This is a genomic window from Mesorhizobium sp. M7A.F.Ca.US.006.01.1.1 (assembly GCF_003997935.1).
Lineage (GTDB): Bacteria > Pseudomonadota > Alphaproteobacteria > Rhizobiales > Rhizobiaceae > Mesorhizobium.
Map to the genome: position 1 here is coordinate 1 of NZ_RZQL01000111.1, position 22,566 is coordinate 22,566.

23 protein-coding genes, 1 pseudogene and 1 riboswitch are annotated in these 22,566 nt (G+C 63.2%); of the genes and pseudogenes, 6 read left to right on the forward strand and 18 right to left on the reverse strand.

The window, feature by feature from the left end:
* Both EN943_RS19725 and EN943_RS19730 read right to left on the reverse strand, forming a co-directional pair.
* Nucleotides 1-858, reverse strand: an 858-nt coding sequence (locus EN943_RS19725; protein ID WP_164778271.1) for a class I SAM-dependent RNA methyltransferase, incomplete at its 3' end; no start/stop codon positions are given.
* Nucleotides 855-1,619 carry a TlyA family RNA methyltransferase gene (locus tag EN943_RS19730; RefSeq protein WP_127414261.1) on the reverse strand — a complete coding sequence of 255 codons (765 nt, stop codon included), beginning with the start codon at nt 1,617-1,619 and terminating at the stop codon, nt 855-857. The genes EN943_RS19725 and EN943_RS19730, both read right to left, overlap by 4 nt.
* Nucleotides 1,620-1,945: 326 nt before the next feature.
* Here EN943_RS19730 and EN943_RS19735 point away from each other — a divergent pair, with 326 nt between their 5' ends.
* Complete coding sequence (locus EN943_RS19735) at nt 1,946-2,941, forward strand: sterol desaturase family protein (protein WP_164778272.1); 996 nt, start codon at nt 1,946-1,948, stop codon at nt 2,939-2,941.
* Nucleotides 2,938-4,089, forward strand: coding sequence for a GNAT family N-acetyltransferase (locus tag EN943_RS19740; protein WP_127414263.1), 1,152 nt, complete (start codon nt 2,938-2,940; stop codon nt 4,087-4,089). The genes EN943_RS19735 and EN943_RS19740 overlap by 4 nt, the downstream gene beginning before the upstream one ends.
* An 89-nt stretch (nt 4,090-4,178) precedes the next feature.
* Here the strand turns inward: EN943_RS19740 and EN943_RS19745 are convergent, their stop codons facing one another.
* The 6 genes from EN943_RS19745 to EN943_RS19770 all read right to left on the reverse strand — a co-directional run bounded on the left by EN943_RS19745 (nt 4,179) and on the right by EN943_RS19770 (nt 9,197).
* The gene (locus tag EN943_RS19745) at nt 4,179-4,472 is read right to left on the reverse strand and encodes a hypothetical protein (RefSeq protein ID WP_127414264.1); all 294 of its coding nucleotides are present in this window, start codon (nt 4,470-4,472) and stop codon (nt 4,179-4,181) included.
* 148 nt (nt 4,473-4,620) lie between these two features.
* Complete coding sequence (gene dxs, locus EN943_RS19750) at nt 4,621-6,534, reverse strand: 1-deoxy-D-xylulose-5-phosphate synthase (RefSeq protein WP_127414277.1); 1,914 nt, start codon at nt 6,532-6,534, stop codon at nt 4,621-4,623.
* Nucleotides 6,535-6,676: 142 nt separating this feature from the next.
* Complete coding sequence (locus tag EN943_RS19755) at nt 6,677-7,597, reverse strand: pirin family protein (protein ID WP_127414265.1); 921 nt, start codon at nt 7,595-7,597, stop codon at nt 6,677-6,679.
* 40 nt (nt 7,598-7,637) lie between these two features.
* A complete protein-coding gene (locus EN943_RS19760; RefSeq protein WP_127414266.1) occupies nt 7,638-7,904 on the reverse strand; it encodes a DUF2277 domain-containing protein in 267 nt (88 codons plus the stop codon).
* Nucleotides 7,905-8,015: 111 nt separating this feature from the next.
* A complete protein-coding gene (locus EN943_RS19765) occupies nt 8,016-8,267 on the reverse strand; it encodes an exodeoxyribonuclease VII small subunit (RefSeq protein ID WP_013532792.1) in 252 nt (83 codons plus the stop codon).
* Nucleotides 8,268-8,270: 3 nt separating this feature from the next.
* Entirely contained in the window at nt 8,271-9,197 is a 927-nt protein-coding gene (locus EN943_RS19770) for a histone deacetylase family protein (RefSeq protein WP_127414267.1), read from the reverse strand.
* A 122-nt stretch (nt 9,198-9,319) separates the two neighbouring features.
* Nucleotides 9,320-9,500, forward strand: a riboswitch (cobalamin riboswitch).
* Nucleotides 9,501-9,610: 110 nt separating this feature from the next.
* Between EN943_RS19770 and bluB the strand changes: the two are divergent.
* Nucleotides 9,611-10,228, forward strand: a pseudogene (bluB, locus tag EN943_RS38390) (5,6-dimethylbenzimidazole synthase); the annotation flags it as partial.
* A gap of 122 nt (nt 10,229-10,350) precedes the next feature.
* Here bluB and EN943_RS19780 read toward each other — a convergent pair.
* Nucleotides 10,351-11,334 (reverse strand): hypothetical protein, encoded by a 984-nt coding sequence (locus EN943_RS19780; RefSeq protein ID WP_245475914.1) that lies wholly within the window; start codon nt 11,332-11,334, stop codon nt 10,351-10,353.
* A 286-nt stretch (nt 11,335-11,620) separates the two neighbouring features.
* Nucleotides 11,621-12,229, reverse strand: a complete 609-nt coding sequence (locus EN943_RS19785) for a TetR/AcrR family transcriptional regulator (RefSeq protein WP_127414269.1) — start codon at nt 12,227-12,229, stop codon at nt 11,621-11,623.
* A 121-nt stretch (nt 12,230-12,350) separates the two neighbouring features.
* On the opposite strand from EN943_RS19785, the gene EN943_RS19790 reads away from it, so the two are divergent.
* A complete protein-coding gene (locus EN943_RS19790) occupies nt 12,351-13,574 on the forward strand; it encodes an MFS transporter (RefSeq protein WP_127414270.1) in 1,224 nt (407 codons plus the stop codon).
* 148 nt (nt 13,575-13,722) lie between these two features.
* Here EN943_RS19790 and ribB read toward each other — a convergent pair whose 3' ends face one another.
* On the reverse strand, nt 13,723-14,823 hold the full coding sequence (gene ribB, locus EN943_RS19795) for a 3,4-dihydroxy-2-butanone-4-phosphate synthase (RefSeq protein WP_127257059.1): 1,101 nt from the start codon (nt 14,821-14,823) through the stop codon (nt 13,723-13,725).
* Between the two features lie 116 nt (nt 14,824-14,939).
* Nucleotides 14,940-16,046, reverse strand: a complete 1,107-nt coding sequence (aroC, locus tag EN943_RS19800) for a chorismate synthase (RefSeq protein ID WP_127414271.1) — start codon at nt 16,044-16,046, stop codon at nt 14,940-14,942.
* A 178-nt stretch (nt 16,047-16,224) separates the two neighbouring features.
* Between aroC and EN943_RS19805 the strand changes: the two genes are divergently transcribed.
* On the forward strand, nt 16,225-16,485 hold the full coding sequence (locus tag EN943_RS19805) for a DUF1344 domain-containing protein (RefSeq protein WP_027035965.1): 261 nt from the start codon (nt 16,225-16,227) through the stop codon (nt 16,483-16,485).
* A gap of 44 nt (nt 16,486-16,529) precedes the next feature.
* On the opposite strand, the gene EN943_RS19810 is transcribed toward EN943_RS19805, so the two are convergent.
* The 4 genes from EN943_RS19810 to EN943_RS19825 form a co-directional block, all read right to left on the reverse strand.
* Nucleotides 16,530-17,117 (reverse strand): histidine phosphatase family protein, encoded by a 588-nt coding sequence (locus EN943_RS19810; protein WP_127414272.1) that lies wholly within the window; start codon nt 17,115-17,117, stop codon nt 16,530-16,532.
* A gap of 46 nt (nt 17,118-17,163) precedes the next feature.
* Nucleotides 17,164-17,982, reverse strand: coding sequence for an enoyl-ACP reductase FabI (fabI, locus tag EN943_RS19815; RefSeq protein WP_127414273.1), 819 nt, complete (start codon nt 17,980-17,982; stop codon nt 17,164-17,166).
* A 106-nt stretch (nt 17,983-18,088) separates the two neighbouring features.
* Complete coding sequence (locus tag EN943_RS19820) at nt 18,089-19,018, reverse strand: J domain-containing protein (protein ID WP_127414274.1); 930 nt, start codon at nt 19,016-19,018, stop codon at nt 18,089-18,091.
* Between the two features lie 100 nt (nt 19,019-19,118).
* Nucleotides 19,119-19,580 (reverse strand): RT0821/Lpp0805 family surface protein, encoded by a 462-nt coding sequence (locus EN943_RS19825; RefSeq protein WP_027035968.1) that lies wholly within the window; start codon nt 19,578-19,580, stop codon nt 19,119-19,121.
* Nucleotides 19,581-19,657: 77 nt separating this feature from the next.
* On the opposite strand from EN943_RS19825, the gene pdxH reads away from it, so the two are divergent.
* Complete coding sequence (gene pdxH / locus EN943_RS19830) at nt 19,658-20,275, forward strand: pyridoxamine 5'-phosphate oxidase (protein WP_127414275.1); 618 nt, start codon at nt 19,658-19,660, stop codon at nt 20,273-20,275.
* Nucleotides 20,276-20,284: 9 nt separating this feature from the next.
* Here pdxH and EN943_RS19835 read toward each other — a convergent pair whose 3' ends face one another.
* Both EN943_RS19835 and EN943_RS19840 read right to left on the reverse strand, forming a co-directional pair.
* Complete coding sequence (locus EN943_RS19835) at nt 20,285-21,037, reverse strand: crotonase/enoyl-CoA hydratase family protein (RefSeq protein ID WP_127414276.1); 753 nt, start codon at nt 21,035-21,037, stop codon at nt 20,285-20,287.
* A gap of 31 nt (nt 21,038-21,068) precedes the next feature.
* Nucleotides 21,069-22,566, reverse strand: a 1,498-nt coding sequence (locus EN943_RS19840) for an acyl-CoA dehydrogenase (protein WP_164778273.1), incomplete at its 5' end; no start/stop codon positions are given.

The following is a 22,566-nucleotide window of genomic DNA, read 5'->3' on the forward strand; positions in this document are numbered from 1 at the left end:
GACTTCAGACTTCGCGGCCAGGCGCAGAGCAAAACTGCCGCAACCGGCGAAAAGATCCGCCACCTTCTTGGCACGCTTCAGATGTCCGCCGACGATATCGGCCATCGCCTGTTCGGCGGCCTCGGTTGCCTGCAAGAACGCGCCGGGCGGCACGGCAACAGCGACGCTGCCGAACATCACCACCGGCTTTTTGGGTTCGATGATGATTTCGTCGTCGATCGAAAGCCGGGCAAATCCCTGGGCCATGACGAAGTTCGAGGCGACCCGACGCTGGTTCTCGCCAAGTTTGCCTGACTCATAGACCGCGACATCGAGGCCCGAACCGGTCACGGTGACCGCCATCCGGAACGATTTGGTGGTGGCGCAGACCAATATGGCGAGCGCCTTCAACCGATCGAGCGAAGCGACGATCTCGGGCAGCGAGATCGGGCATTCCGATATGGCGACGATCTCCGGCGACAGATGGCGATGGAAGCCGAGCAGCATCCCTGTGTCGGTGCGCCGGGCAGCCAGCACGACACGGCGGCGCGTCTGCGGCGCACAAGCGACCAAGGCGCCAATCTCGCAATCGATGCCCTTCAGAGCGTGCACCACCTTTTCGCGTTTCCACTGGCGATAGGCTTCGGCTTCGAAATGCTGGAGCGCGCAACCGCCGCATTCGGTGAAATGGCGGCAGGCGGGATCGATGCGCAACGGCGATGCTTCCAGCACCGCCATCAGCATGGCGCGATCCCTTTCGCGCGCGGCGGTGACCGTTTCACCGGGCAGTGTGAAGGGAATGAACAGATCGCCTGTCTCGGTCTCGGCGATACCGTCGCCCTGAGCGCCAAGTTTCCTGATGCTGAAGCGCGCGCTCATCGGTCCTTGATCCCACCGAGCAGGAATTCGCGATTGCCGTCGCCGCCCTCGATCGGCGACAAATGCAGCCCCAGCGAGCGCCAGCCGGGAACGGAGTCCAGCCAATCCTGCAGCAGGCCGGCGACACGGGAGGCGTCGTAGGGGTCTTTCAACAGACCGCCCTTGCCGATCGCATCACGGCCCGCCTCGAATTGCGGCTTGACCAGAAACATGGCCTTGGCGCCAGCCTTCGCCAGGCCAAGCGCCGGCGGCAGCGCCAGTTTCAGCGAGATGAAGCTGACGTCGGACACGATGAAATCCGGAATACGCCCGCTGAGATCGGCGACGGCGAGGTCGCGGGCGTTCAGCCCTTCGATCACCGTCACACGCGGGTCGCCGCCAATATCAGGATGCATCTGGCCATGACCGACATCGACGGCGGTGACATGGGCCACGCCGCGCTCGAGCAACACTTGGGTGAAGCCGCCGGTCGAGGCGCCGATGTCGAGCGCTTCACGGCCGGCAGGGTCGAGGCCGAAATGATCGAGCCCGCCGATCAGCTTGAGTGCCGCCCGCGACACATAGCCTTGCGCCGGATCATCGATGGTAACGTGGCTTTGCGGCAAAACGCTCTGGCCGGGCTTGCGCGCAATGACGCCGTCGACGGTCACCGTGCCACGCTCGACCGCGTCGCGGGCACGCGAGCGGCTGGCAAACAGCCCGCGCTGGACGAGCAGGTCGTCGAGCCGCTGGCGTGCGCTGGCTGGCAGAGGCGAATTCATCGGCCTTCATGGCGAAAGCCGACGACGATGGCAAGAGCGCCAGCCGGAAGCATTTTGTCTCCCCTTCCCATCATCACGCCCAGCATCTTGGATCGCGACGATGATGAGGTGTTCCGTCACGCCGACCATCCTTATGAATATCCATCCGTTACGCCCGTTGAGACGGATGACCGCCGAAGCATGAGGTCTCGCCGCCTGCGGATAAATACCAGAAATCTAGAAAGTCTCATGATTTCTTAACCAATTTTCATCGCATTTGCTTGAGGACTTCAATGTTATGACCGCGACGACCGGAAAACCCGGATGAAGAGGCGGCAACCTTGGAAATGGCCAGCGATATCGTCTACAAGGTTCTTGACCGGATTTCCGGCGCCGGCCTGTTGGCGACCGGACTTCTGTTGCTGACTGCTTTGGTCAGCGCCCTGGTCGCCTACTGGCGCACGGTCGAGAAAAAGAGCTGGAAAGAGTTCTTCGAGTTCGCGGTCCCGCATGAGGTCATCACGCATCCTTCGGCGAAAGCCGACCTTTTGTTCTGGGTGACGCGGAAGGCGCTGATGCCATTCCTCATGCTGCCCGCCGGCGTCGTCTTCGTCAGCGCCGTCGGCTATGCGACGAACTGGTTGCTCTCCACGCTGCTGGCAATCCAGCCGCCCCTGATCGAAGGGCCGGCAGGGCCTGTGACGGTGACGATCTTCACCATCACCATGCTGCTTGCCTACGACATTTCGTACTATCTCTATCACGTCGCCCAGCACCGCTACCCGGTGCTCTGGGAACTGCACAAGGTGCACCATTCGGCCGAGGTGATGGTCGGCATCACCAAGGATCGCGTCCACCCGCTCGACGAATTGATGAACCGGGCCTGGGACGGTGTCATTCCCGGCATCTGCTTCGGCATCTGGTCGCTGGTGTCGCTGAACCTCGTTGAGCTGACGGTCTTCGGCGTCAACGTCTACATCATACGCAACATCCTGATGATGGATTTCGTCAGGCATACGCATTTCAAGATCTCGTTTGGGCCGTTGAACAATCTGATCCTGTGCCCGCACTGGCATCAGTTGCACCACAGCACCGACCCGCGCCACTACGACAAGAACTTCGGGCTGCTCTTCTCGTTCTGGGATCGGCTCTTCGGAACCCTGTGCGTTCCGCGACCCGACGAGGACTTCAATTTCGGTCTGATCGAACGCAACGTGCGCGACTACCAGTCGCTCGCAGGCCTCTATGTCATGCCGCTGAAGCGGATGTGGCGGCAGATCGCCAGACACTTCCGCACCGACAAGCCCGTGCCACAGCAATCGTCGCAAAGGGGTAAGCCATGAACGGACCCGCCGTGTTCCGGATGCCGCGAACGCACCGGATCGAAATTGCAACCTCGTCAGCGCGACTGGCAGAAATCGCGCCGGCCTGGGCAGCGCTCTGGCAACGCGCCGGCGGCCTCGTTTTCCAGCATCCCGACTGGATCTCGGCCTGGTGGCACACCACACCGCATCAGGATCGTCGCGGTCTCAGGATCGGCCTGGTCTGGAGCGGCGAGCGCCTCGAGGCCGTCATTGCGCTCGCGACCTTCTGGCGCTCGGGCATCCGTATGCTGGAATGGGCGGCGAAGGATCACTGCGACTATGGCGATGTCCTGCTTGCTCCCGATGCCGAGCCACAGATCCTGCCGCAACTCTGGCAACACATCCTCGACGATGGCGGCTTCGATCTTGCGTATCTCAATCGTCTGTTGCCCGATGCCCGATTCCGGACCCTGCTTGGTCCCGCCGCCCCAGGCCAAGGCAGCATCTTGCAGCCGAGCCACCGCAGCGAGGTCAGCTACCGAGTTTCCAGCGCCGGACAACGCGGCGCACAATGGTTTGAAAGCCAGTCGAAGAAAACCCGGCAAAACTATCGCCGTGGCTACAAATTCATGGAGGAAGGCGGCGCGCTGCGTTTCCGCCTGATGGATGCGCGCGAAGCCCGCGAGCCGGTGCTGGAGCGCGTCGCGGCGCTGAAGCGGCTATGGCTTGCAAAACACGGCCGCGTTTCGGACCTCTTCGACGAAGGTTCTCCCGCGCTGGCGGCACTGATCTCCGTTCTGGCCGGGCTTGGATTGCTGCGCATCTTCGTGCTCGAACGCGAAGACGAGATCATCGCCATCTCGATCAATTTCGAGCAGCATGGAACGATGATGGCTTTCGTCACCACCTATGATCCGGCCTTCGAACGGGCCTCGCCGGGCATGGTCTTGATGATGGACTACATCCAGTGGTCGTTTGACCGGGGCTTGACCACGATCGATTTTCTCTGCGGCGGCGAGGATTTCAAGCGCCGCTTTGCGACGCATTCGGTGACCTTGTCGTCAGTGGTGGGTGGACGAAACCTGCGCGGACGCCTTGCCGCCCTGGCAGACCGCGCCCGCCACGCAGCGCAATCCTGGCGCCCCGAGAAACTGGCGCAACAAGCGGAGCTGGTGGCGGCGGAGTAGCATTGCCGACGCTTTCTTAGATCACCCGCACAGCGGCAATCACGATGAAACGATCGGGCAATCCCGATCAAGGCTTGCTGGTCTCCAGCTCAGAATACGCTTCGCGAAACCGGGCGCTCGACGGCTGGAGACAACCCATCCTCACGCTCTCCCGAAGCTTGCGCGCGTGCAGGCTCGATGGCAAGCGCAGGTGCGGGAACAGGGGCCGGCAGAACCACCAATTGCGGCACCTGCTTGAAGGAGAAGCCGCCGCGGATGTCGCCCATCTTGCCGGCGATGATGCCCATGGCGGCCTTTTCGAGGCTGCGATCATAGCGCGTTTCGGCTGCGGCCGGCGCGACGATGACGGCGCAAAGCGCTGCACCGCACAGAAGCGTTTTCATTGTTGTTGTCTCCCTGCCTGATCACGATCTAGCAGGGCGCCATTGAAAAACGGCCAACAGACACGGTAAGTAAAGCGCCAAACGGCAGCGTAAACAACGCGTTAAGATCGTTGGCCGGCAAACTGATTCAAGTCATTGAGACTTTGATTCAGGCGCGCTGGGCGCGAATCGTATGCCCGAGCGCGACGAATACGGTGCGCACGATGCCGGCAGCATCGAGCCCGGCATCGGCATACATCTTTTCCGGCTTGGCATGGTCGGTGAACGCGTCGGGCAGTACCAGCGGGCGCACCTTCAGGCCGCTTTCCAGCAGCCCTTCATGGGCGAGGAACTGCAGCACGTGGCTGGCGAAGCCGCCAACGGCGCCCTCCTCCACCGTCACCAGAACCTCATGCGAGCGGGCCAGCCGCCGGATCAGATCCTCATCGAGCGGCTTGGCGAAACGGGCGTCGGCGACCGTCGTGGACAGCCCGGCAGCCCCTAGCTCTTCGGCAGCGATCAGGCAATCCTGCAGCCGCGTGCCGAAGGACAGCAGTGCGACCTTGGTGCCCTCCTTGACGATGCGGCCCTTGCCGATTTCGAGCACCGAGCCACGCTCCGGCATGTCGACGCCGACGCCATTGCCGCGCGGATAGCGGAAGGCGATCGGGCCGTCATCATAGCTTGCCGCGGTGCGTACCATGTGGCGGAGCTCCGCCTCGTCCGCGGCCGCCATCACCACGAAGCCCGGCAGTGTCGCCAGGAAGGTGGTGTCGAAGGCGCCGCAATGGGTGGCGCCATCGGCGCCGACGAAGCCGGCGCGGTCGATGGGAAAGCGCACCGGCAATTTCTGGATGGCGACGTCGTGGACGACCTGGTCGTAGGCGCGCTGCAGGAAGGTGGAATAGATGGCCGCGAACGGCTTGTAGCCTTCCGTGGCAAGGCCCGCCGCGAAGGTCACCGCGTGCTGTTCGGCGATGCCGACATCGAAGGTGCGCGACGGGAACGCTTCGCCGAACAGGTCGAGACCGGTGCCGCTCGGCATGGCGGCCGTGACGGCGACGATGCGGTCGTCCTCGCGGCCTTCCTGAACCAGGCTTTCGGCGAACACCTTGGTGTAGGCCGGTGCATTGGCCGGCGCCTTGGCCTGCGCGCCGGTGATGACGTCGAACTTGTTGACGCCGTGATATTTGTCGGCGGCGGCTTCGGCCGGCGCATAGCCCTTGCCCTTCTGGGTGACGACATGGATCAGCACCGGGCCTTTGCCATTGTCACGGACATTTCTGAGGACCGGGATCAGATGCTCCAGATTGTGGCCGTCGATCGGGCCGATGTGATAGAAGCCGAGTTCCTCGAACAGCGTGCCGCCGGTGACGTAGCCGCGTGCATGCTCGACCGCCCTTGTGATCGCACGATCCGCGCGCTTGCCGAGATAGGACGTCAGTTTCTTGCCGAAATCGCGCAAGCCGATATAGGCCTTGCCGGAAGCCAGCCGCGCCAGATAGGCGCTCATGGCGCCGGTCGGCGGCGCGATCGACATGTCGTTGTCGTTGAGGATGACGATCAGCCGTGCATCGAGCGCGCCGGCATTGTTCATCGCCTCGTAGGCCATGCCGGCAGACATGGCGCCGTCGCCGATGACGGCGATGACATTGTTGCGGCCGCCGGAGAGATCGCGGGCCGCGGCCATGCCGAGGCCGGCCGATATCGATGTCGAGGAGTGGGCGGCGCCGAAGGGATCGTACTCGCTCTCGGCGCGGCGGGTGAAGCCGGACAGACCGCCTTCCTGGCGCAGCGTGCGGATACGGTCGCGGCGGCCGGTCAGGATCTTGTGCGGATAGGCCTGGTGGCCGACATCCCAGATCAGCCGGTCGTCCGGGGTGTTGAAGACATAGTGCAGCGCCACCGTCAGCTCGACCACACCAAGCCCGGCGCCCAGATGGCCGCCAGTGCGGGAGACCGCGTCGACCAGCTCGGCGCGAAGCTCGGACGCCAATTGCGGCAGTTCGCTTTCGGCGAGCGTGCGCAGGTCGGCCGGGATGCGAACCTTGTCGAGAAGCGGCGTATGCGGCGTTGCGTTCACGGTGCTCAGGCTTTCGGTTGATGGGCGAAATAGGCCGCCGGCCGGCGAAAGTAAATGCGTGTCAGTGACGCGGATCAGGCCGTGGCCTTTTGTTTCCACGCATGTCGTATCCCAGAAACCGGGACACCTTGGGCGCCAGGCATCAGCTTTCCGGCAGCGGAATAAACTCTTCCTCGTCTCCGGGAACGATGTCGAAGCGGCCCGTCTTCCATTCCTCTTTCGCCTGTTCGATGCGCTCCTTCGATGAGGAGACGAAATTCCACCAGATATAGCGCTTCGAACCAAGCGAGGCGCCGCCGAACAGCATGAAATGCGCCCCGGTCTGCGACGACACGACGATCTCGTCACCGGGACGGAACACCAGCAGCCGTTCGGCTGGGAACACATCACCCGAAATCGAGACCTCGCCCTCCAGCGTGTAAATGGCGCGCTCTTCCGCATCGGCAGGGATTTTCACGCTGGCGCCGGGCGCCAGGCGCAGGTCGGCGTAGAGCGTCTCCGAGTCGGCCCTGACCGGGGACCGCAACCCCTGGAAATCGCCGATGATGAGGCGCCCGTTGACGCCTTCGGCATCGATCTCGGGAAGCCTGAGCGCTCCTGTGTTCTCGAACACAGGAGCCACCTCTTCCTTGTCGTCCGGCAGCGCCAGCCATGTCTGCAGGCCGGATACCGACATCGGCGCGCCACGCAGTTCCTCCGGCGTGCGCTCCGAATGGACGATGCCGCGGCCGGCGGTCATCAAATTCACGTCGCCGGGCTGAATGACCATTTCGGTGCCGAGTGAATCGCGATGCCGGATCTTGCCGTCGAACAGATAGGTGACTGTCGACAGGCCGATATGCGGGTGCGGACGGACATCCAGTGCCTGGCCGGCGCGCAGGATCGCCGGACCCATGCGGTCGAAGAAGATGAAAGGCCCGACCAGCCGCCTTTTTGCCGTCGGCAGGGCGCGGCGCACCTGGAAACCACCGATGTCCTTGGCGTTCGGGATGACCATCAATTCGATCTGGTCGCTGGCAAAGGCGTCGCCTGCCTCAGGGTCTTTCCCGGGGAAGAAGCTCATGGACTCTCCTTGTCAGCGGCCAACGGCTGCTTTGACAGCATTAGGCGAACCGGATGGCTGCCTTTGCCCGCAGCTTGGACGCCACCTCTTCGCGGTTACGCGGATGCTGATGGGTTTCCAGGGAATCGAGCAGTTCGCGCGCCGAGGCCGCGATGGCTTCGACGGCATGGTCGAAGGCGTGCTGGTTCTGCTTCGAGGGTCGCGTCGTTCCGCTCAGCTTGCGGACGAACTGAAGAGCCGCGTCGCGCACCTCGTCATTGGTTGCCGGCGGATCAAAATTGAACAGGGTCTTGATGTTTCTGCACATCGCTTCCGTATCTCCTCTTGTCCTTGAGCTGTTTCAAGCGGAACGAGTTATATCCTCGATCATGATCATGTCCAAAAACCGGTGAGGCGAGGCCATCGTTCGGACCGGGCCTCAATCCGCGTCGAGTGGCTCCGTTCCAACCGGCTTGCCGTCGCGCGACAGCCTGATCTTCTCGACCTTGTCCTCGGCGGCCTTCAGCAGCCGGTCGCAATGCGCCTTCAGCGCCTCGCCACGCTCATAGATCCTGATCGACTGGTCGAGCGGCACGTCGCCGCGCTCCAGATCATCGACGATCTTCTCCAGCGCATCGAGTGCCTGCTCGAAGCTCATCGCCTTGACGTCTTCGTTGGTCTCACCAGCCATCATTCATCCTTTCATCAGTCGCCCGACATGGGCGGCGACCGAAAATGCCAATCCCTGCAGATCGTAGCCGCCCTCGAGCAGGCTGACGAGCCGGTTGCCGCTGTGGCGTGCCGCGCGCTGCATCAGCTGGCCGGTCGCCCAGTCGAAATCCTCCTCGGTCAGATTGATCTCGGCCAGCGGATCGCGGTGGTGCGCGTCGAACCCCGCCGAAATGATGATCAGGTCGGGCGCGAAATTGTCGAGCGCGGGTAGGACGCGCGACAGGAAGGCATCGCGAAACACCTCGCTGCCGGTCTGCGGCGCCAGCGGTGCGTTGACGATGTTGCCGGCGCCCGTTTCGGTCTTCGCTCCGGTGCCGGGATAGAGCGGCATCTGGTGTGTCGAGCAATAGAGCACCGACGGGTCGTCCCAGAAAATGTCCTGCGTGCCATTGCCGTGATGCACGTCCCAGTCGACGATGGCAACGCGCTCGACACCGTGTTTCTTCTGCGCATAACGCGCCGCGATCGCCGCCGTGTTGAACAGGCAGAAGCCCATGGCCGTGGTCTTTTCGGCATGATGGCCGGGCGGCCGGGCGGCGACGAAGACGTTGTCGGCGCGGCCCGAAAAGACGTCATCGACGGCGGCGTTGGCGGCGCCGATCGCGGTGATCGCCGCTTGCCAGCTCTTCGGACTGGCAGTGGTGTCGGCATCGATGCGGGCAATCCCCTCGTCGGGGATGGCGGCGCGCACGCGGGCGACGAAATCGGCGGGATGCGCGTAGAGGATGGTGGCCTCGTCGCCTTCCGGCGCCTGGATACGATCGAGCCCGGCAAAGGCTTCCTCATCGAGCACGCGCTCGATGGCACGCAGGCGGTCGGGCCGCTCGGGATGTCCGGGCGGCGTGAGATGCTCGAGGAAGATCGGATGGGTGTAAAGACGGGTGGTCATCGTTCTAATCTAGTGACCCGGATCGACAAAGGCCATGCACGGGCGGCCGATGACTGGGGAAAATCGCGACTGCGTCCATTCGCGTCGCCGCAGGCATTGGCCTCGCCGGCGCTTCGGCGTAAGGTCCCTGGGTACTGCCTGGTGCCCGCCGCAAGCGGGAGAATCGGGAACACGGTTGAATTCCGTGGCGTGCCCAACGCTGTGAGGGGGACCGCGCCGGTAAATGCCACTGTCGATGACGGGAAGGCACCGGACGCGGGTTGATCCCAAGCCAGAAGACCGGCCTGGCAGGCATCGTCATCCGCATGGTCAGGCGGGTGGCATCAGAGCGACGTGCGTCCATTTGGACGCACAAAGTACGCTCTGACAGTTTTGAATCTGCAATCGCAAGGGGACAAGCGATGCCGGAACACATGACCGCTGCCATTGACGATGGATTTGACCAGAATGCGCGCGATGCGGTCTATCGCGCCATGTTCACGCGGCGCGACGTGCGCAGCCATTTCCTGCCCACCGCGATCGATGACGACGTGCTGGCGCGGCTGCTGCTTGCGGCCCATCACGCGCCATCGGTCGGCTTCATGCAACCTTGGAACTTCATCGTCATTCGCGATGTCAAACGACGGGCGGAGGTGCGCGACCTGTTCCTGGCTGCGCGCGAACAGGAACTGCCGAAGATCGAGGCGGAAAAACAGGCGCTGTACCGCAAGCTCAAGCTGGAAGGCATCTGCGAAAGCGCGCTCAATATCTGCATCACCTGCGACCGGCAGCGCTCGAAGGGTTCGCCGCTGGGACGCTGGCACAATCCGGAGATGGATCTCTACAGCACCGTCTGCGCGGTACAGAATTTCTGGCTGGCCGCGCGTGCCGAGGGCGTTGGCGTCGGCTGGGTGAGCATCATCGAGGCTAAGGCGCTAAGGCGGCTGTTGGCCATTCCGGATCACGTAACGCCGATCGCCTATCTCTGTGTCGGCCGTGTTTCCGAGTTCGCTCCCAAACCGGACCTTGAAACGCATGGCTGGGGACGGCGGCTGCCGCTGCCGGAGCTGATCATGAGCGAGACTTTTTCCGGGCAAGGCGAGACACAGCTCAAATCCGCCGTGGCGCGCCTCAACACCGTTTCTGCCTCACCAGACACCATCCGCCCAGCCGATCAGGGTGTGGCGCCGGCCGTATCCCAGCGCGAACCGCCGAAGGAGGCGAGCGCCTTGTCCTTGAGCTCCCTGAACTTCGACGACGCCTCGGCCAGCCGGGCGTCCCAGGCCGGATCCGGCACCTGGCCCGCGATGGTCTTGAAATAGACCTGCATCAGGCAGGCGATGGCGAAGGGTTCAATGAACGCCGCCTTGAATGCCCAGGCGAAGACGATGGCGAGCACAAAAGCCCAGCCGGCGAGTTGGCCAGGCATCAGGAACAGAATCGCACCAGCAGGCGCCAGCATCATCAGAAAGATGATGAACGATACGCCCCACATGATGACCGCCAGCCAGACGGCGTTCTTGACCATGACCTTGCCGTTCTGGGCATAGAGCACGACGCCTTGGCGTGCCGTCTCGAAGGGCGAGGCTGAATTGATGCGGATGTTGTAGCCGAGGATGATCTCGTCGACATAGGTCAGCGACAGGCGGATCACTGTGTTGATGAAGGAGACCAGGCCGCTCAGGCCCGGTATCGGCAGGAAGGCGGCGATACCGCCGAGCAGGCCGGTGATGGCGCGGATGGCGCCCTTGACCAGCTGGTCGACGACGAAAAGTATGTTGGCCTCGGCGAAACGCTCCGTCACGACCTGCTTTGCGTAGGCGATCTGGTCCTGACCGCCGGGAATGTCGCGGCCGTCGATCAGATGAACCATGACGGCGATGTGGCCGGCTTTGACGACATAGAGGATGTATTCGCGGATCCAGTAGACCGCGATCGAGACGATGCCAAACCCGACCACGCCGCCCCACAGGGCAAAGGACATGGGCCCGTCGGGATCGGTAGAGATATGGCCGACGCCATAGCCGACCGAGGCACCGGTGCCGGTTGCCATGATGTAGGCCAGCGTGATGCCGAAATAGACGATCATGCGAAAGACGATGAACGGCCAGGTCCGCATCATGATGGACACCGACCGGCCGATCTCAAAATCCCACATGTGCCCCGAATCTCCGCCTCAGAGATGGTGGAAGAGGATGGACTCAACCCGGCGATTGTCAATTGCCGGCCCCTGACGCCGAAGGGCGACGAATTCGGGGTAACGGGTTCCTTCGGAGCCTTTCGCCGGCGCGTGGCTGACGGAGCATCAAACGAAAACCCGCCTGTGCGGCGGGTCACTGGCGCAAATCAGCACCATGGACGAATATGTACCTTAGCTGAGGGCAGGTGTCAAGAAAAAATTCCTATCAGGAACAGCTGCCGGCACGAAAGCTCCGGTAAGAACTTCAATTCGACTGCGGATCCGGCTTCTTCAGCAGGCCTTCGAGCAGTTGCTTGAACGCCGTCACCACCTTCTTCGAGGTCGCTTCGGGGTCGTTCGAATTAGCGATCCGTTGCGCCGCCTGGCTGCTCGCTCCGTTGATCAGTCGCGAGGCCGTCTCGGGGTCGACGCTTGAGACAACGACCCCCTCCTCCTGCAGCGCGGTCAGATGGTCGGTCATTGAAACGACGCACGCACTGGCATTCGGCCATTGCGCTGGATCCCCCAATACGGCCGGGCCATCCCGGAACATGATGCGCTGGATTTCCGGCTCCAGCGCCATCTCGATATAGGTCGAGCACTCGTCGACGAAATGTTGCCAGCGGGTCGGCGCTCTCGACGCGACCTCATTGATGCGCGCCGCCATCTCGCCGTCGATCTGGGCTATGACCGCCTGCAGCAGCCCCTTCTTGTCGCCGAAATGATGATAGAGCGCGCCGCGCGTCAGCCCGGCCGAAGCGGTGAAATCATCCATCGAGGCTTCCGCATAGCCTGTTGTGCCGAAGGCATGGCGGGCCGCCGCGATAAGCTTTGCGCGCGTCTCGGCGATCATCTCCTTGCGGGGTCTGTGCATGGCTTCTGGCCCTATTTACATACGTCACGTATGCCAATTGACATACGTGGCGTATGCTCTATCTAATAATCATACGCTCCGTATGTAATTGTCCAATCGCCCTTTGTCGAGGAACCAACCGATGCAAAATCCCTACGCGGAAATCTTTCGTGCCCCCGGCGCCAAGGGCTTTGCGGCCGCCGGCTTCCTAGCGCGCCTGCCGATCGCCATGGCGCCCATCGGCATCGTGGCGATGCTGTCGCAGGCGCGTGGCGAATACTGGCTGGCCGGAGCCGTCTCGGCGACATACGCGTTGGCCAACGCCTTCGTTGCGCCGCAGATATCGAGACTGGTGGACCGTTTGGGCCAGACACGAATCGTGGTGCCCACCACCATCATCGCGGTGCTGGCTTTCGCCATCCTCATAGCGGCGGCCAACCAGGACTGGCCGGTATGGACGCTGTTCGTGTCGGCACTGCTGGCCGCCGCCATGCCAAGCATACCGGCGATGGTGCGGGCGCGCTGGACAGAGATTTTCCGAGGACGACCGCAGGTGAACACCGCATTCGCCTTCGAGTCCGCGGCCGATGAACTGGTCTACATCGCCGGGGCATCGCTGTCGGTCGGCCTCAGTGCCGCCCTGTTTCCGGAAGCCGGTGTTCTGGTGAGCACGCTGTTCCTTGCCATTGGTTCAGCAGCATTCATCCTGCAACGCTCGACCGAGCCGCAGGTGCGGCCGGTGGACCATGGCTCAAGCGGCTCGGCGATCCGCCTGCGACCCGTTCAGATCATCACGCTTGCCCTGATCTTCATCGGCGCGACCTTCGCGACGACGGAAGTGACCACCGTGGCGATCACCAAGGAGCTTGGCCAACCGGGCGCCGCCAGCCTTGTCATCGGCGTTTATGCGCTGGGATCGTTCGTGCTCGGCATCATCGTCGGCGCGCTCAGCCTGAAGGCGCCGCTGCAACGCCAGCTCGCCATCGCCGTCGCCCTCGTCGCGCTTGGCACGCTGTTGCCGCTCACCGCCGACACAGTGCCGCTGCTGGCGCTGACCGTGTTCATCAGCGGTGTGGCGATCTCGCCGACCTTCATCACGGCGTTCGGCCTGATCGAGCGGCATGTGCCGGAAGCGATGCTGACCGAAGGCATCACCTGGGTCATGACCGGCATCGGCATCGGCATGGCGCTGGGCTCGTTCGCCGCCGGTGCGGTGGTCGACGCGTTCGGCGCCCAGAGCGGGTTCTGGGTCTCAGTGGCTTCAGGCACGATCGCGCTGGCCACGGTGCTGCTTGGCCAGCGCAACCTTGCCACCCGCGAATGCGACCTGGATGGGTGCGAGGCTGCCGCCGTTCCGGCCGAGTGACCGCCAGGACATGTTGAGGTTCAGGTCAGGCCGAGTCGAAAATGATGGATTTCGAGAACCGGAGCGCAGCGGACTTTCCGGTCCGTGAGCACCGGAAGCGCAGAAAGCCGTCATTTGCAGGCCGGCCTCACCTGAATATCGATATATCCTAGAGGATCTCGGTCTTGGCGATATGGATGCCAAAACCTTCGAGGCCGACATAGTGGCGTTCGCGCGAGGCGATCAGGTTGATCGAGGAGATGCCGAGATCCTTGAGGATCTGGGCGCCGAGCCCAATCTCGCGCCACTCGTTTTCGCGGCGGCGCGCCTCTTCGTGATCCTCGCGGTCGCCGCTGGCCGGCCGTTTGCGTTCCTGATGCGCAACGCCGACGGAGCCTTCTCTGAGATAGACGATGACGCCGCGCCTGCGCTCGCCCATCGCCTTCATGATGGCGTCGAGCCGGTGGCTGGTGCCGAAGACATCGGTCACCACATCCTCGGAATGCAGACGCACCGGCACGTCCTCGCCGTCACGAATGTCGCCGAAGACGATGGCGACGTGATGCATGGAGTCCCAGGGCAGCGTGTAGGTGAAGACCTGTGCCTTGCCGCCGAGCGTGTCGATTTCCGAGCACGCGACGCGTTCGACCAGCGTCTCCTTGCGCTGCCGGTAGGCGATGAGGTCGGCGACCGAAACCTGCTTCAGCCCATGCTCCTCGGCGAAAGCCTGCACCTGCGGACCGCGCTTGACGGTGCCGTCATCATTGACCAGCTCGGAAATGACGCCGACCGGCGGCAGGCCGGCGAGCTTGCACAGGTCGACCGCTGCTTCGGTATGGCCGGAGCGCATCAGCACGCCGCCTTCGCGCGCGATCAGCGGGAAGATGTGGCCGGGCCGGACGAAATCCGAGCCACCGACATTGCCGTTGGCAAGATTGCGAACGGTCAAAGTGCGATCTTCGGCCGAGATGCCCGTCGTGGTGCCATGCTTGAAATCGACGCTGACGGTGAAAGCGGTGGTGTGGGCGGAATCGTTGTCGGCGACCATGGGCGCAAGGTTCAGCCGCTTGGCTTCCTCGCGCGGCATCGGCGTGCAGACGATGCCGGAGGTGTGGCGCACGATAAACGCCATCTTTTCAGGCGTGCAGTGGACGGCGGCGACGATCAGGTCGCCCTCGTTCTCGCGCCCGTCATCATCCATGACGACGACGATCTCGCCGCGTTCGAAAGCACGCAGGGCTTCGACGATTTTCTTCTGGTCGTAAGGCATGGGTACTCGCTTCGCTCGCAGGGCAGTAGGGGAATAGGGCAGTACGGCAGTAGGGAAAAGGAAAATCTGGCTGTGTTCGGCGGCTGCGTAACATATTGCCCTACTGCCTTACTGCCCTATTCCCCTCCCTTTCCCGTCTGTCCCCGATGCCGCAGATAATGATCGGCGATAGCACAGGCAACCATCGCCTCGCCGATCGGCACGGCGCGAATGCCGACGCAGGGATCGTGGCGGCCCTTGGTCATGATCTCGACGTCCTTGCCGTCCTTGTCGATCGACTTTCGCGGCGTCAGGATCGACGAGGTCGGCTTGACGGCGAAACGGGCGACGATTGCCTGGCCGGTCGAGATACCGCCGAGGATGCCGCCGGCGTTGTTGGACAGGAACACCGGCTTGCCGTCATTGCCGATGCGCATCTCGTCGGCATTCTGTTCGCCGGTGATGCGGGCGGCCTCGAAGCCGTTGCCGATCTCGACGCCCTTGACGGCGTTGATCGACATCAGGCCGGAGGCGATGTCCTGATCGAGCTTGGCATAGATCGGCGCGCCGAGGCCTGGCGGAACGCCGTCGGCGACGATCTCGATCACCGCACCGACCGAGGAGCCCGCCTTGCGGATGCCGTCGAGATACTGTGTGAAGACAGGAACAGAAGCAGGATCGGGGGTGAAGAACGGATTTTCGGCATCGCCGATGAAATTCCAGTTCCAGTTGGCGCGATCGATGGATTTTTCGCCCATCGATACCAGCGCGCCGCGCACCACTACGCCGGGCACCACCTTGCGCGCCAAGGCACCGGCTGCCACCCTGGCTGCCGTCTCGCGGGCCGAGGAGCGGCCGCCGCCGCGATAATCGCGCACCCCGTATTTGACGTCATAGGTGTAGTCGGCATGGCCGGGCCGGTATTGGCGGGCGATCTCGCCATAATCCTTCGAGCGCTGGTCGACATTCTCGATCAGCATCGACACCGGCGTGCCGGTGGTGATCATCGTCTCGCCGTCCTCGTCGAGGATGAAGCCGGACAGCACCTTCACTTCATCTGGTTCCCGACGCTGCGTCACGAAACGTGATTGCCCCGGCCGGCGCTTGTCGAGTTCGGCCTGGATGTCGGCTCGAGTGAAGCGGATGCCGGGCGGACAGCCGTCGACCACGCAGCCGAGCGACGGGCCATGGCTTTCGCCCCAGGTGGTGACGCGGAAAAGGTGGCCGAACGTGTTGTGAGACATGAAATGACCCTGCCCGGCATCGGAGCCGGCTGAAGATTGCGTTCTATTGGCGTTTTTCACAGGGGTCAAACTGTGATCTGGCGGATTTAGTTTTGACACATTCGGTTGGTTTCTGCTCTGCTCAATCCGCCGTTGAACGCCCGCCGTCATGCCGGCGCAATGATAAAGAGGAACGATTATGCGTACCCTGATTGGCGCCATTGCCGCCACGCTGCTGCTTTCCACCGCCGCTTTCGCCGGCCAGACCGAAGGCCTGATCAAGAAGATCGACAAGGACACGGCGACGCTGACGCTGGATGACGGCAAGTCCTACAAGCTGAACGCCGAGACCGATCTCGACGCGCTGAAGCCGGGCATGGACATCGTCATCGCCTACGATGTGACCAATGGCGAAAACATCGTCACCGACATGGAACTGCCGGACAGCTCTGCCAACTAGAGCTTCCAACCTCAATTGAATTCAGCTTTCGCCGAGCCGCCTGCCTAAAGCCACTCCAGACTCTTGCCTTCGAGCTTGAGCAGGCGATCCTGCGGTATTTCCAGGTTCGCTGCCTCGTCCTCGCCCAACCCCAGAACGAAGCGAAACAAGGTGCGCATGACGCCGCCATGGGTCACGCATATCGTCTGGCGTTCGATCGCGTCGAAGCATGGCCTCACCCGTTCGAGCAGCATCTGATAGCTCTCGGCGCCTTCGCCGGGCGGCTGGAAGTTCCACTTGTCCAGCGCGCGCGTCCTGCTCGCTCCGGGATACCGTGTCTCGAGCTCGGGAAAGGTAAATCCCTGCCAATCGCCGAAATTGACTTCGACGAGGCGCGGATCGGTTCGATAGGCACTCGGATCGAGCTTCATCGCGGCGCGAATACGCTGCATCGTTTCGCGCGTCCGTTTCATTGGGCTGGCGACGAAATCGAATTCCCCGGGATTTGGGACCACCGCAGCTAGCCGAAGCCCGTTGCCGGTCGCCTGTTCGCGGCCAAGAGCGTTGAGATCGGTGTCAGCCTGTCCCTGAAGCCGCATCTCGGCGTTCCACGCGGTCTGGCCGTGGCGCGCGATATAAACCAGCGGGTACATCAGGTCTTCCGGTGCGGGATCGGGACGGACGACGGTTGGCGGGGTGTTAGTCCTTGACCGTCGAAATGTCGGGCGCGTCGACGGCCTTCATGCCGACGACGTGGTAACCCGAATCGACGTGGTGGACTTCACCGGTGACGCCGCGCGACAGGTCGGACAGGAAATAGACGCCGGAATCGCCGACTTCCTCCTGCGTCACCGTCTGCTTCAGCGGCGAATTGTACTCGTTCCACTTCAGGATGTAGCGGAAATCGCCGATGCCGGAAGCGGCAAGCGTCTTGATCGGGCCGGCCGAAATGGCGTTGACGCGGATCTTCTTGGCGCCGAGGTCGACCGCCAGGTAGCGCACGCTGGCCTCGAGCGCCGCCTTGGCGACACCCATGACATTGTAGTGCGGCATGACCTTTTCGGCGCCGTAGTAGGTCAAGGTCAGCAGCGAGCCGCCATAGGTCATCAGCGCCTCGGCGCGCTTGGCGATGGTGGTGAAGGAATAGACTGAAATGTCCATGGTGCGCAGGAAATTGTCGCGCGTCGTCTCGACATAGCGGCCGGTCAGCTCGTCCTTGTCGGAGAAGGCAATGGCGTGGACGAGAAAATCAAGCTTGCCCCAATGTTTGGCGACATTGGCGAAAACCTCGTCCAGGCTCGCCGGATCGGTGACGTCGCAATGGCCGGCGACAAAGGCGCCCAGTTCCGCCGCCAGCGGCTCGACGCGCTTCTTGAACGCCTCGCCCTGATAGGTCAGCGCGATCTCGGCGCCATGATCGACGCACGACTTGGCGATGCCATAGGCGATCGACCTATTGTTGGCGACGCCAAGAATGAGGCCGCGCTTGCCGGCCATTAGGCCCTGTCCACCCGCCATGTGAGCGCTCTCCGCAAGATTTCAGCTTTGTGGGTTGCCCTATCGCACAGGCACAGAGCCCCTTCAAGCGCTCAAACCGGACAGTTCAGGGGACAAAAGCCGCCGATCAGCCTTTTTGGCTGCGCAACAGTGCTTCGAGCGCGCTATCGCCGCCCTCCGGCAGCATGATCCGCACATGGGCATAGAGATCGCCGTGGCCGCCGGCCTTTTCCGGCAGGCCCCTGCCCTTCAGCCGCAGGACCTTGTCGGAGCTCGACCAGGCAGGAACGTTGACCGCGAGCCTGCCGGTCGGCGTCTCGACCGGCACCTTGGCGCCGAGCACCGCATCCGCCAGTGCCACCGGCAGATCGGCGTGCAGGTCGCGGCCCTCGATGCGGTAGCGTGGATGTCGGCGCAGATGGATCTTGACCAGCGCGTCGCCTGGCTGGCCCGGCCCCTGCTCACCTTGGCCCTTGAGGCGGATGGTCTGGCCATCCTCGACATAGGCCGGTAGCTTGACCGCCACCTTGCGGCCGTCGGGGAACATCGCCGTGACCTTTTCGGCGGTCGCCGCTTCCTCGATGGTGACGTCGAGCGTCACGTTCAGGTCGGCTGCTGTCGCCTGCTGGCGGCGATCGCCCGTGCCGTGCCCGCGCGCGCCCGAAAAAGTGTCGCCAAAAATCTGGCTGAAGATGTCGCTGTTGCCGTCGAACGGATCGCCACCCGGTCGGCCGGAGCGGAATTCGAACCGCGAACCGCCCGGACCCTGCTGCCGGCGGAACCCGCCGAAGGGATCGCCGCCACCGGCAGCGCCCTCAAAGCCCTGGAATCGCGGCTTGCCGTCGGCGTCGATCTCGCCGCGATCGAAAGCGGCGCGATTCTTTTCGTCGCCGACGATCTCGTAGGCCTGGTTGGCCGCGGCAAAACGGTCCTTCGCCTTCGGATCATTCGGATTCTGGTCCGGATGATGCTTCTTGGCGAGTTTCCGGTACGCCGACTTTATGTCTTTGGCCGATGCGTTCCTGGCAACGCCCAGCACCTCATAGGGGTCGCGCATGCTTACTGCCCTGGAGAAGAGTTGAGTCTCTGGTTGCCTCCTATATGCGCTCCCATAGGAAGAAATTCCAGTGCTGGAGCCGCATATCAGACGCGGAAAATCAGAGCGCCTTGAAGTCCTGCATGCGCCAGCCGCCGGCGCTGGCCAGGCACAGTTCGCCTTCGAACATGGCAACGCCGTCAAAGCTTTCGCGCGAGGCCTTGAAGCGGCGGCAGGTCTGGCCGTTGTCTTTCAATTCCGCCAGATCGGTGATGGAACCGCGCGAGCCGGTACCGGCATTGGCCCATGGGACGGCCTGGCCGCCGAGCTGCTCGATATCGGCCGAGGAGACCGCATTGCCGATCGTCGTCTGGTCGGAGTCACGATCCAGATTGGCCGGTGCGGCCGAGGCCGAGGTGCTGCTGGTCAGGATCGAGCGGTCGACTTCGGCTTTTTCCAGGCTGAAGCCGCCGGCGCCACAAGCGGCAAGCGGCAAGGCGACCGCCACGATCGCGGCTTTCGCGCTGGCCGAAGCGATAACGCTCCATTGCCTGCTGTCAAAAGCTTGCGCGATACGCGACAATCGGCAGCCTCCCCCTTGCTTCGTAAAGAATCTTGGTTTTGTAAGAATCTTCGCTTCGTGACAATTTGAGAAAAACTATGAGTGACACTGAGTTAACAAGCGGTGACTTTACCGAGGCTGCCGAGCCGTTTCGCCTGTTTGCCGCATGGCTGGACGACGCAACGAAAAGCGAGCCGAACGACCCCAACGGCGTGGCCCTGGCGACCGTCGATGCCGACGGCATGCCGGATGTGCGTATGGTGTTGCTCAAAGGATTCGATGAAAGCGGGTTTGTGTTCTACACGAATTTCGAGAGCGCCAAGGGCCAGGAGATTCTTGGCAGCATGAAGGCGGCGATGTGCTTCCATTGGAAATCGCTGCGCCGGCAAGTGCGCATTCGCGGACCGGTGGAGATCGTCAGCGACGCCGAAGCCGATGCCTACTATGCGACACGGCCGCGCGGCAGCCGCATCGGCGCCTGGGCCTCGAAACAATCGCGGCCGCTGGAAAGCCGCTTCGCGCTGGAGAAGGCGGTGGCGGAATACACGGCACGCTATCCGATCGGCGAGATCCCGCGCCCAAAGCACTGGTCCGGCTTCCGAATCGTGCCCAGTACCATCGAGTTCTGGCACGACAGGCCGTTCCGCCTGCACGACCGGCTCGTCTTCAGCCGCGACGCGAAAGGCGGCTGGGACAAGACCAGGCTTTATCCCTGAAGAAGAGGCTCAGGCCTTCTTTCTCGTCATGAACGCGGTGAGCGCGGCGCGGGCCTCATCCGATTTCAGGCGTTCGCGAAAATGCTCGCTTTCCTCGCCGATGCGGGCGACGAGGTCGTCGCGCGAGCCGCGCATCAGGTCGCGCGCGATCTTCAGCGCCTGCGGCGGCTTGGCCGCGATCTGGCCGGCCGCCGCCAGCACCGAGGCCTCCAGCGCTGCCTCCTCGACCACCTCGTAGATCAGGCCGGCGGCCTTCGCCCGTTCAGCCGAAAAGCCTTCGCCGAGGCCGAGCAGCGCGAAGGCACCCTGCTGCCCGAGGATGCGCGGTGCCAGAAGGCTCGATCCCGCCTCAGGCACCAGGCCAAGGTCGACGAAAGGTGTCCTGAACACGGTGCGTGGCGTGGCGAAGGTCAGGTCGCAATGCAGGTTGAGCGTCGTGCCGATGCCGACCGCGATGCCGTCAACGCCGGAGACCATGGGTTTCTCGACCTTGGCCAGCGCCATCAGGAAGTCCCAGACTTCGGTGCCGCCGTCGCCGCCGGTGGCGACGACCATGAAATCGGCAAGGTCGTTGCCTGAGGAGAAGGCGCCGGGCACGCCGAGGAAGACATGGACGCGGATCGCCGGGTCTGCGTCACCTTCGGCCAGGGTTTTTGACATTTTCGCGTACATGGCGCGCGTCAGCGCGTTCTTCTTGTCCGGCCGGTTCATGCGGATGATCTGGATGGCGCCCTGGCGCTCGACGAGGATATGGTCTGTCACGGTCTTTTTCCCTGGTGAGCGCTGTGAGAATTCAGGCTGATATCAGCGACTTGCCGGCGGCGGCGAGGCTTTCGGCGCCATCGATGACGCGCGCCCGCAAAGCGCTGACCTCGCCGAGCAGGTTTTCGGCGAAGAAGCGGCAGAGGGGAATACGGCCTTGATCGGCAAGAGCACCTCGCGCCAGATAAGCTCCGCCGGCGGCAAGCGAGATCAGCCTGAGATAGGGCGTCGCACCCGCCAGCGCCTCGTCCGGCCGGCCATCGGCCGCCAGTTTCTGCAGGAAGCGGGTCGCTTCACCGAGATCGCCAAATGCCGCGTCGAGAGCATCAGCGGTGCGGCCGAAACCCTGCACGTTCGAGGTCCGCACCGCTCCGGCCACATCAGCCAGTTCGGCGATGTAACCATGCACGTGGTCGCCGCCGCCGAGCGGCAGCTTTCGCATCACCAGATCGATCGCCTGGATGCCGTTGGTGCCTTCGTAGATCGGCGCGATGCGCGCATCGCGATAGAAGGCGGCCGCGCCTGTCTCCTCGATGAAGCCCATGCCGCCATGCACCTGGACCCCGAGCGAGGCAACGTCCACGCCGACATCGGTCGAGAACGACTTGGCCAGCGGCGTCAGCAGATTAGCGCGGTCGCGCCAGTGAGCCGCCTCGTCCCCGACGGAGACACGGGCCATGTCGATGGCGTGGGCACAGGAATAGCTGATGGCGCGTGCGGTTTGGGTCAGCGCCTTCATGGTCAGCAGGTTACGCTGGACATCGGGGTGATGGACGATAGGCGCCATACCCGTGCCAGTGTAGCTCGCGGCCTTGCCCTGCCGGCGCTCATTGGCATAGGCGATCGCCTTCTGCGTTGCCGCTTCCGCGACCGCGACCCCCTGCATGCCGACACAAAGCCGCGCATTGTTCATCATGGTGAACATGCAGGCGAGACCCTTGTTCTCCTCGCCGATCAGCCAGGCGACGGCGCCGGGTTCGGCACCTTCAAAGCCGTCGCCGTAGATCATGGTGCAGGTCGGCGAGGCATGGATTCCGAGCTTATGCTCAAGTCCGGAACAGAAGACATCGTTGCGCGCGCCGAGCGTGCCATCATCGCCAACCAGGAATTTCGGCACCAGGAATAACGATATGCCGCGCGTGCCGGCCGGCGCATCGGGCAGCCGCGCGAGAACCAGATGGACGATGTTGTCGGTGAAATCGTGCTCGCCATAGGTGATGAAGATTTTCTGGCCGAAGATGCGGTAGCTGCCGTCACCCGCCGGCTCGGCGCGGGTGCGCAAGGCGGCAAGGTCGGAACCGGCTTGCGGCTCGGTCAGGTTCATCGTGCCCATCCACTCGCCGGAGACGAGCTTTTCGAGATATTTGGCCTTGAGGTCGTCGGAGGCGTGTTTGTCGAGCGCCTCGACCGCGCTCATGGTCAGCGTCGGGCCGATGCCGAAGGCCATGGCCGCGGAGTTCCACATTTCGAGCGCGGCGACGCCGAGCATGGTCGGCAGCGCCTGGCCGCCATATTCCTCAGGCCCGGAG

What these genes read in the sequence shown, in the direction of transcription:
- EN943_RS19740 (WP_127414263.1), top strand. Translation starts at nt 2,938, where the DNA reads ATGAACGGACCCGCCGTGTTCCGGATGCCGCGAACGCACCGGATCGAA.
- EN943_RS19745 (WP_127414264.1), bottom strand. Translation starts at nt 4,472, where the DNA reads ATGAAAACGCTTCTGTGCGGTGCAGCGCTTTGCGCCGTCATCGTCGCG.
- fabI (WP_127414273.1), bottom strand. Translation starts at nt 17,982, where the DNA reads ATGGCGGGTGGACAGGGCCTAATGGCCGGCAAGCGCGGCCTCATTCTT.
- aroC (WP_127414271.1), bottom strand. Translation starts at nt 16,046, where the DNA reads ATGTCTCACAACACGTTCGGCCACCTTTTCCGCGTCACCACCTGGGGC.
- EN943_RS19780 (WP_245475914.1), bottom strand. Translation starts at nt 11,334, where the DNA reads ATGTGGGATTTTGAGATCGGCCGGTCGGTGTCCATCATGATGCGGACC.
- EN943_RS19765 (WP_013532792.1), bottom strand. Translation starts at nt 8,267, where the DNA reads ATGGCTGGTGAGACCAACGAAGACGTCAAGGCGATGAGCTTCGAGCAG.
- EN943_RS19820 (WP_127414274.1), bottom strand. Translation starts at nt 19,018, where the DNA reads ATGCGCGACCCCTATGAGGTGCTGGGCGTTGCCAGGAACGCATCGGCC.
- EN943_RS19735 (WP_164778272.1), top strand. Translation starts at nt 1,946, where the DNA reads ATGGCCAGCGATATCGTCTACAAGGTTCTTGACCGGATTTCCGGCGCC.
- EN943_RS19785 (WP_127414269.1), bottom strand. Translation starts at nt 12,229, where the DNA reads ATGCACAGACCCCGCAAGGAGATGATCGCCGAGACGCGCGCAAAGCTT.
- pdxH (WP_127414275.1), top strand. Translation starts at nt 19,658, where the DNA reads ATGAGTGACACTGAGTTAACAAGCGGTGACTTTACCGAGGCTGCCGAG.
- EN943_RS19770 (WP_127414267.1), bottom strand. Translation starts at nt 9,197, where the DNA reads ATGACCACCCGTCTTTACACCCATCCGATCTTCCTCGAGCATCTCACG.
- ribB (WP_127257059.1), bottom strand. Translation starts at nt 14,823, where the DNA reads ATGCCTTACGACCAGAAGAAAATCGTCGAAGCCCTGCGTGCTTTCGAA.
- EN943_RS19730 (WP_127414261.1), bottom strand. Translation starts at nt 1,619, where the DNA reads ATGAATTCGCCTCTGCCAGCCAGCGCACGCCAGCGGCTCGACGACCTG.
- EN943_RS19755 (WP_127414265.1), bottom strand. Translation starts at nt 7,597, where the DNA reads ATGAGCTTCTTCCCCGGGAAAGACCCTGAGGCAGGCGACGCCTTTGCC.
- EN943_RS19790 (WP_127414270.1), top strand. Translation starts at nt 12,351, where the DNA reads ATGCAAAATCCCTACGCGGAAATCTTTCGTGCCCCCGGCGCCAAGGGC.
- EN943_RS19810 (WP_127414272.1), bottom strand. Translation starts at nt 17,117, where the DNA reads ATGTACCCGCTGGTTTATATCGCGCGCCACGGCCAGACCGCGTGGAAC.
- EN943_RS19805 (WP_027035965.1), top strand. Translation starts at nt 16,225, where the DNA reads ATGCGTACCCTGATTGGCGCCATTGCCGCCACGCTGCTGCTTTCCACC.
- EN943_RS19760 (WP_127414266.1), bottom strand. Translation starts at nt 7,904, where the DNA reads ATGTGCAGAAACATCAAGACCCTGTTCAATTTTGATCCGCCGGCAACC.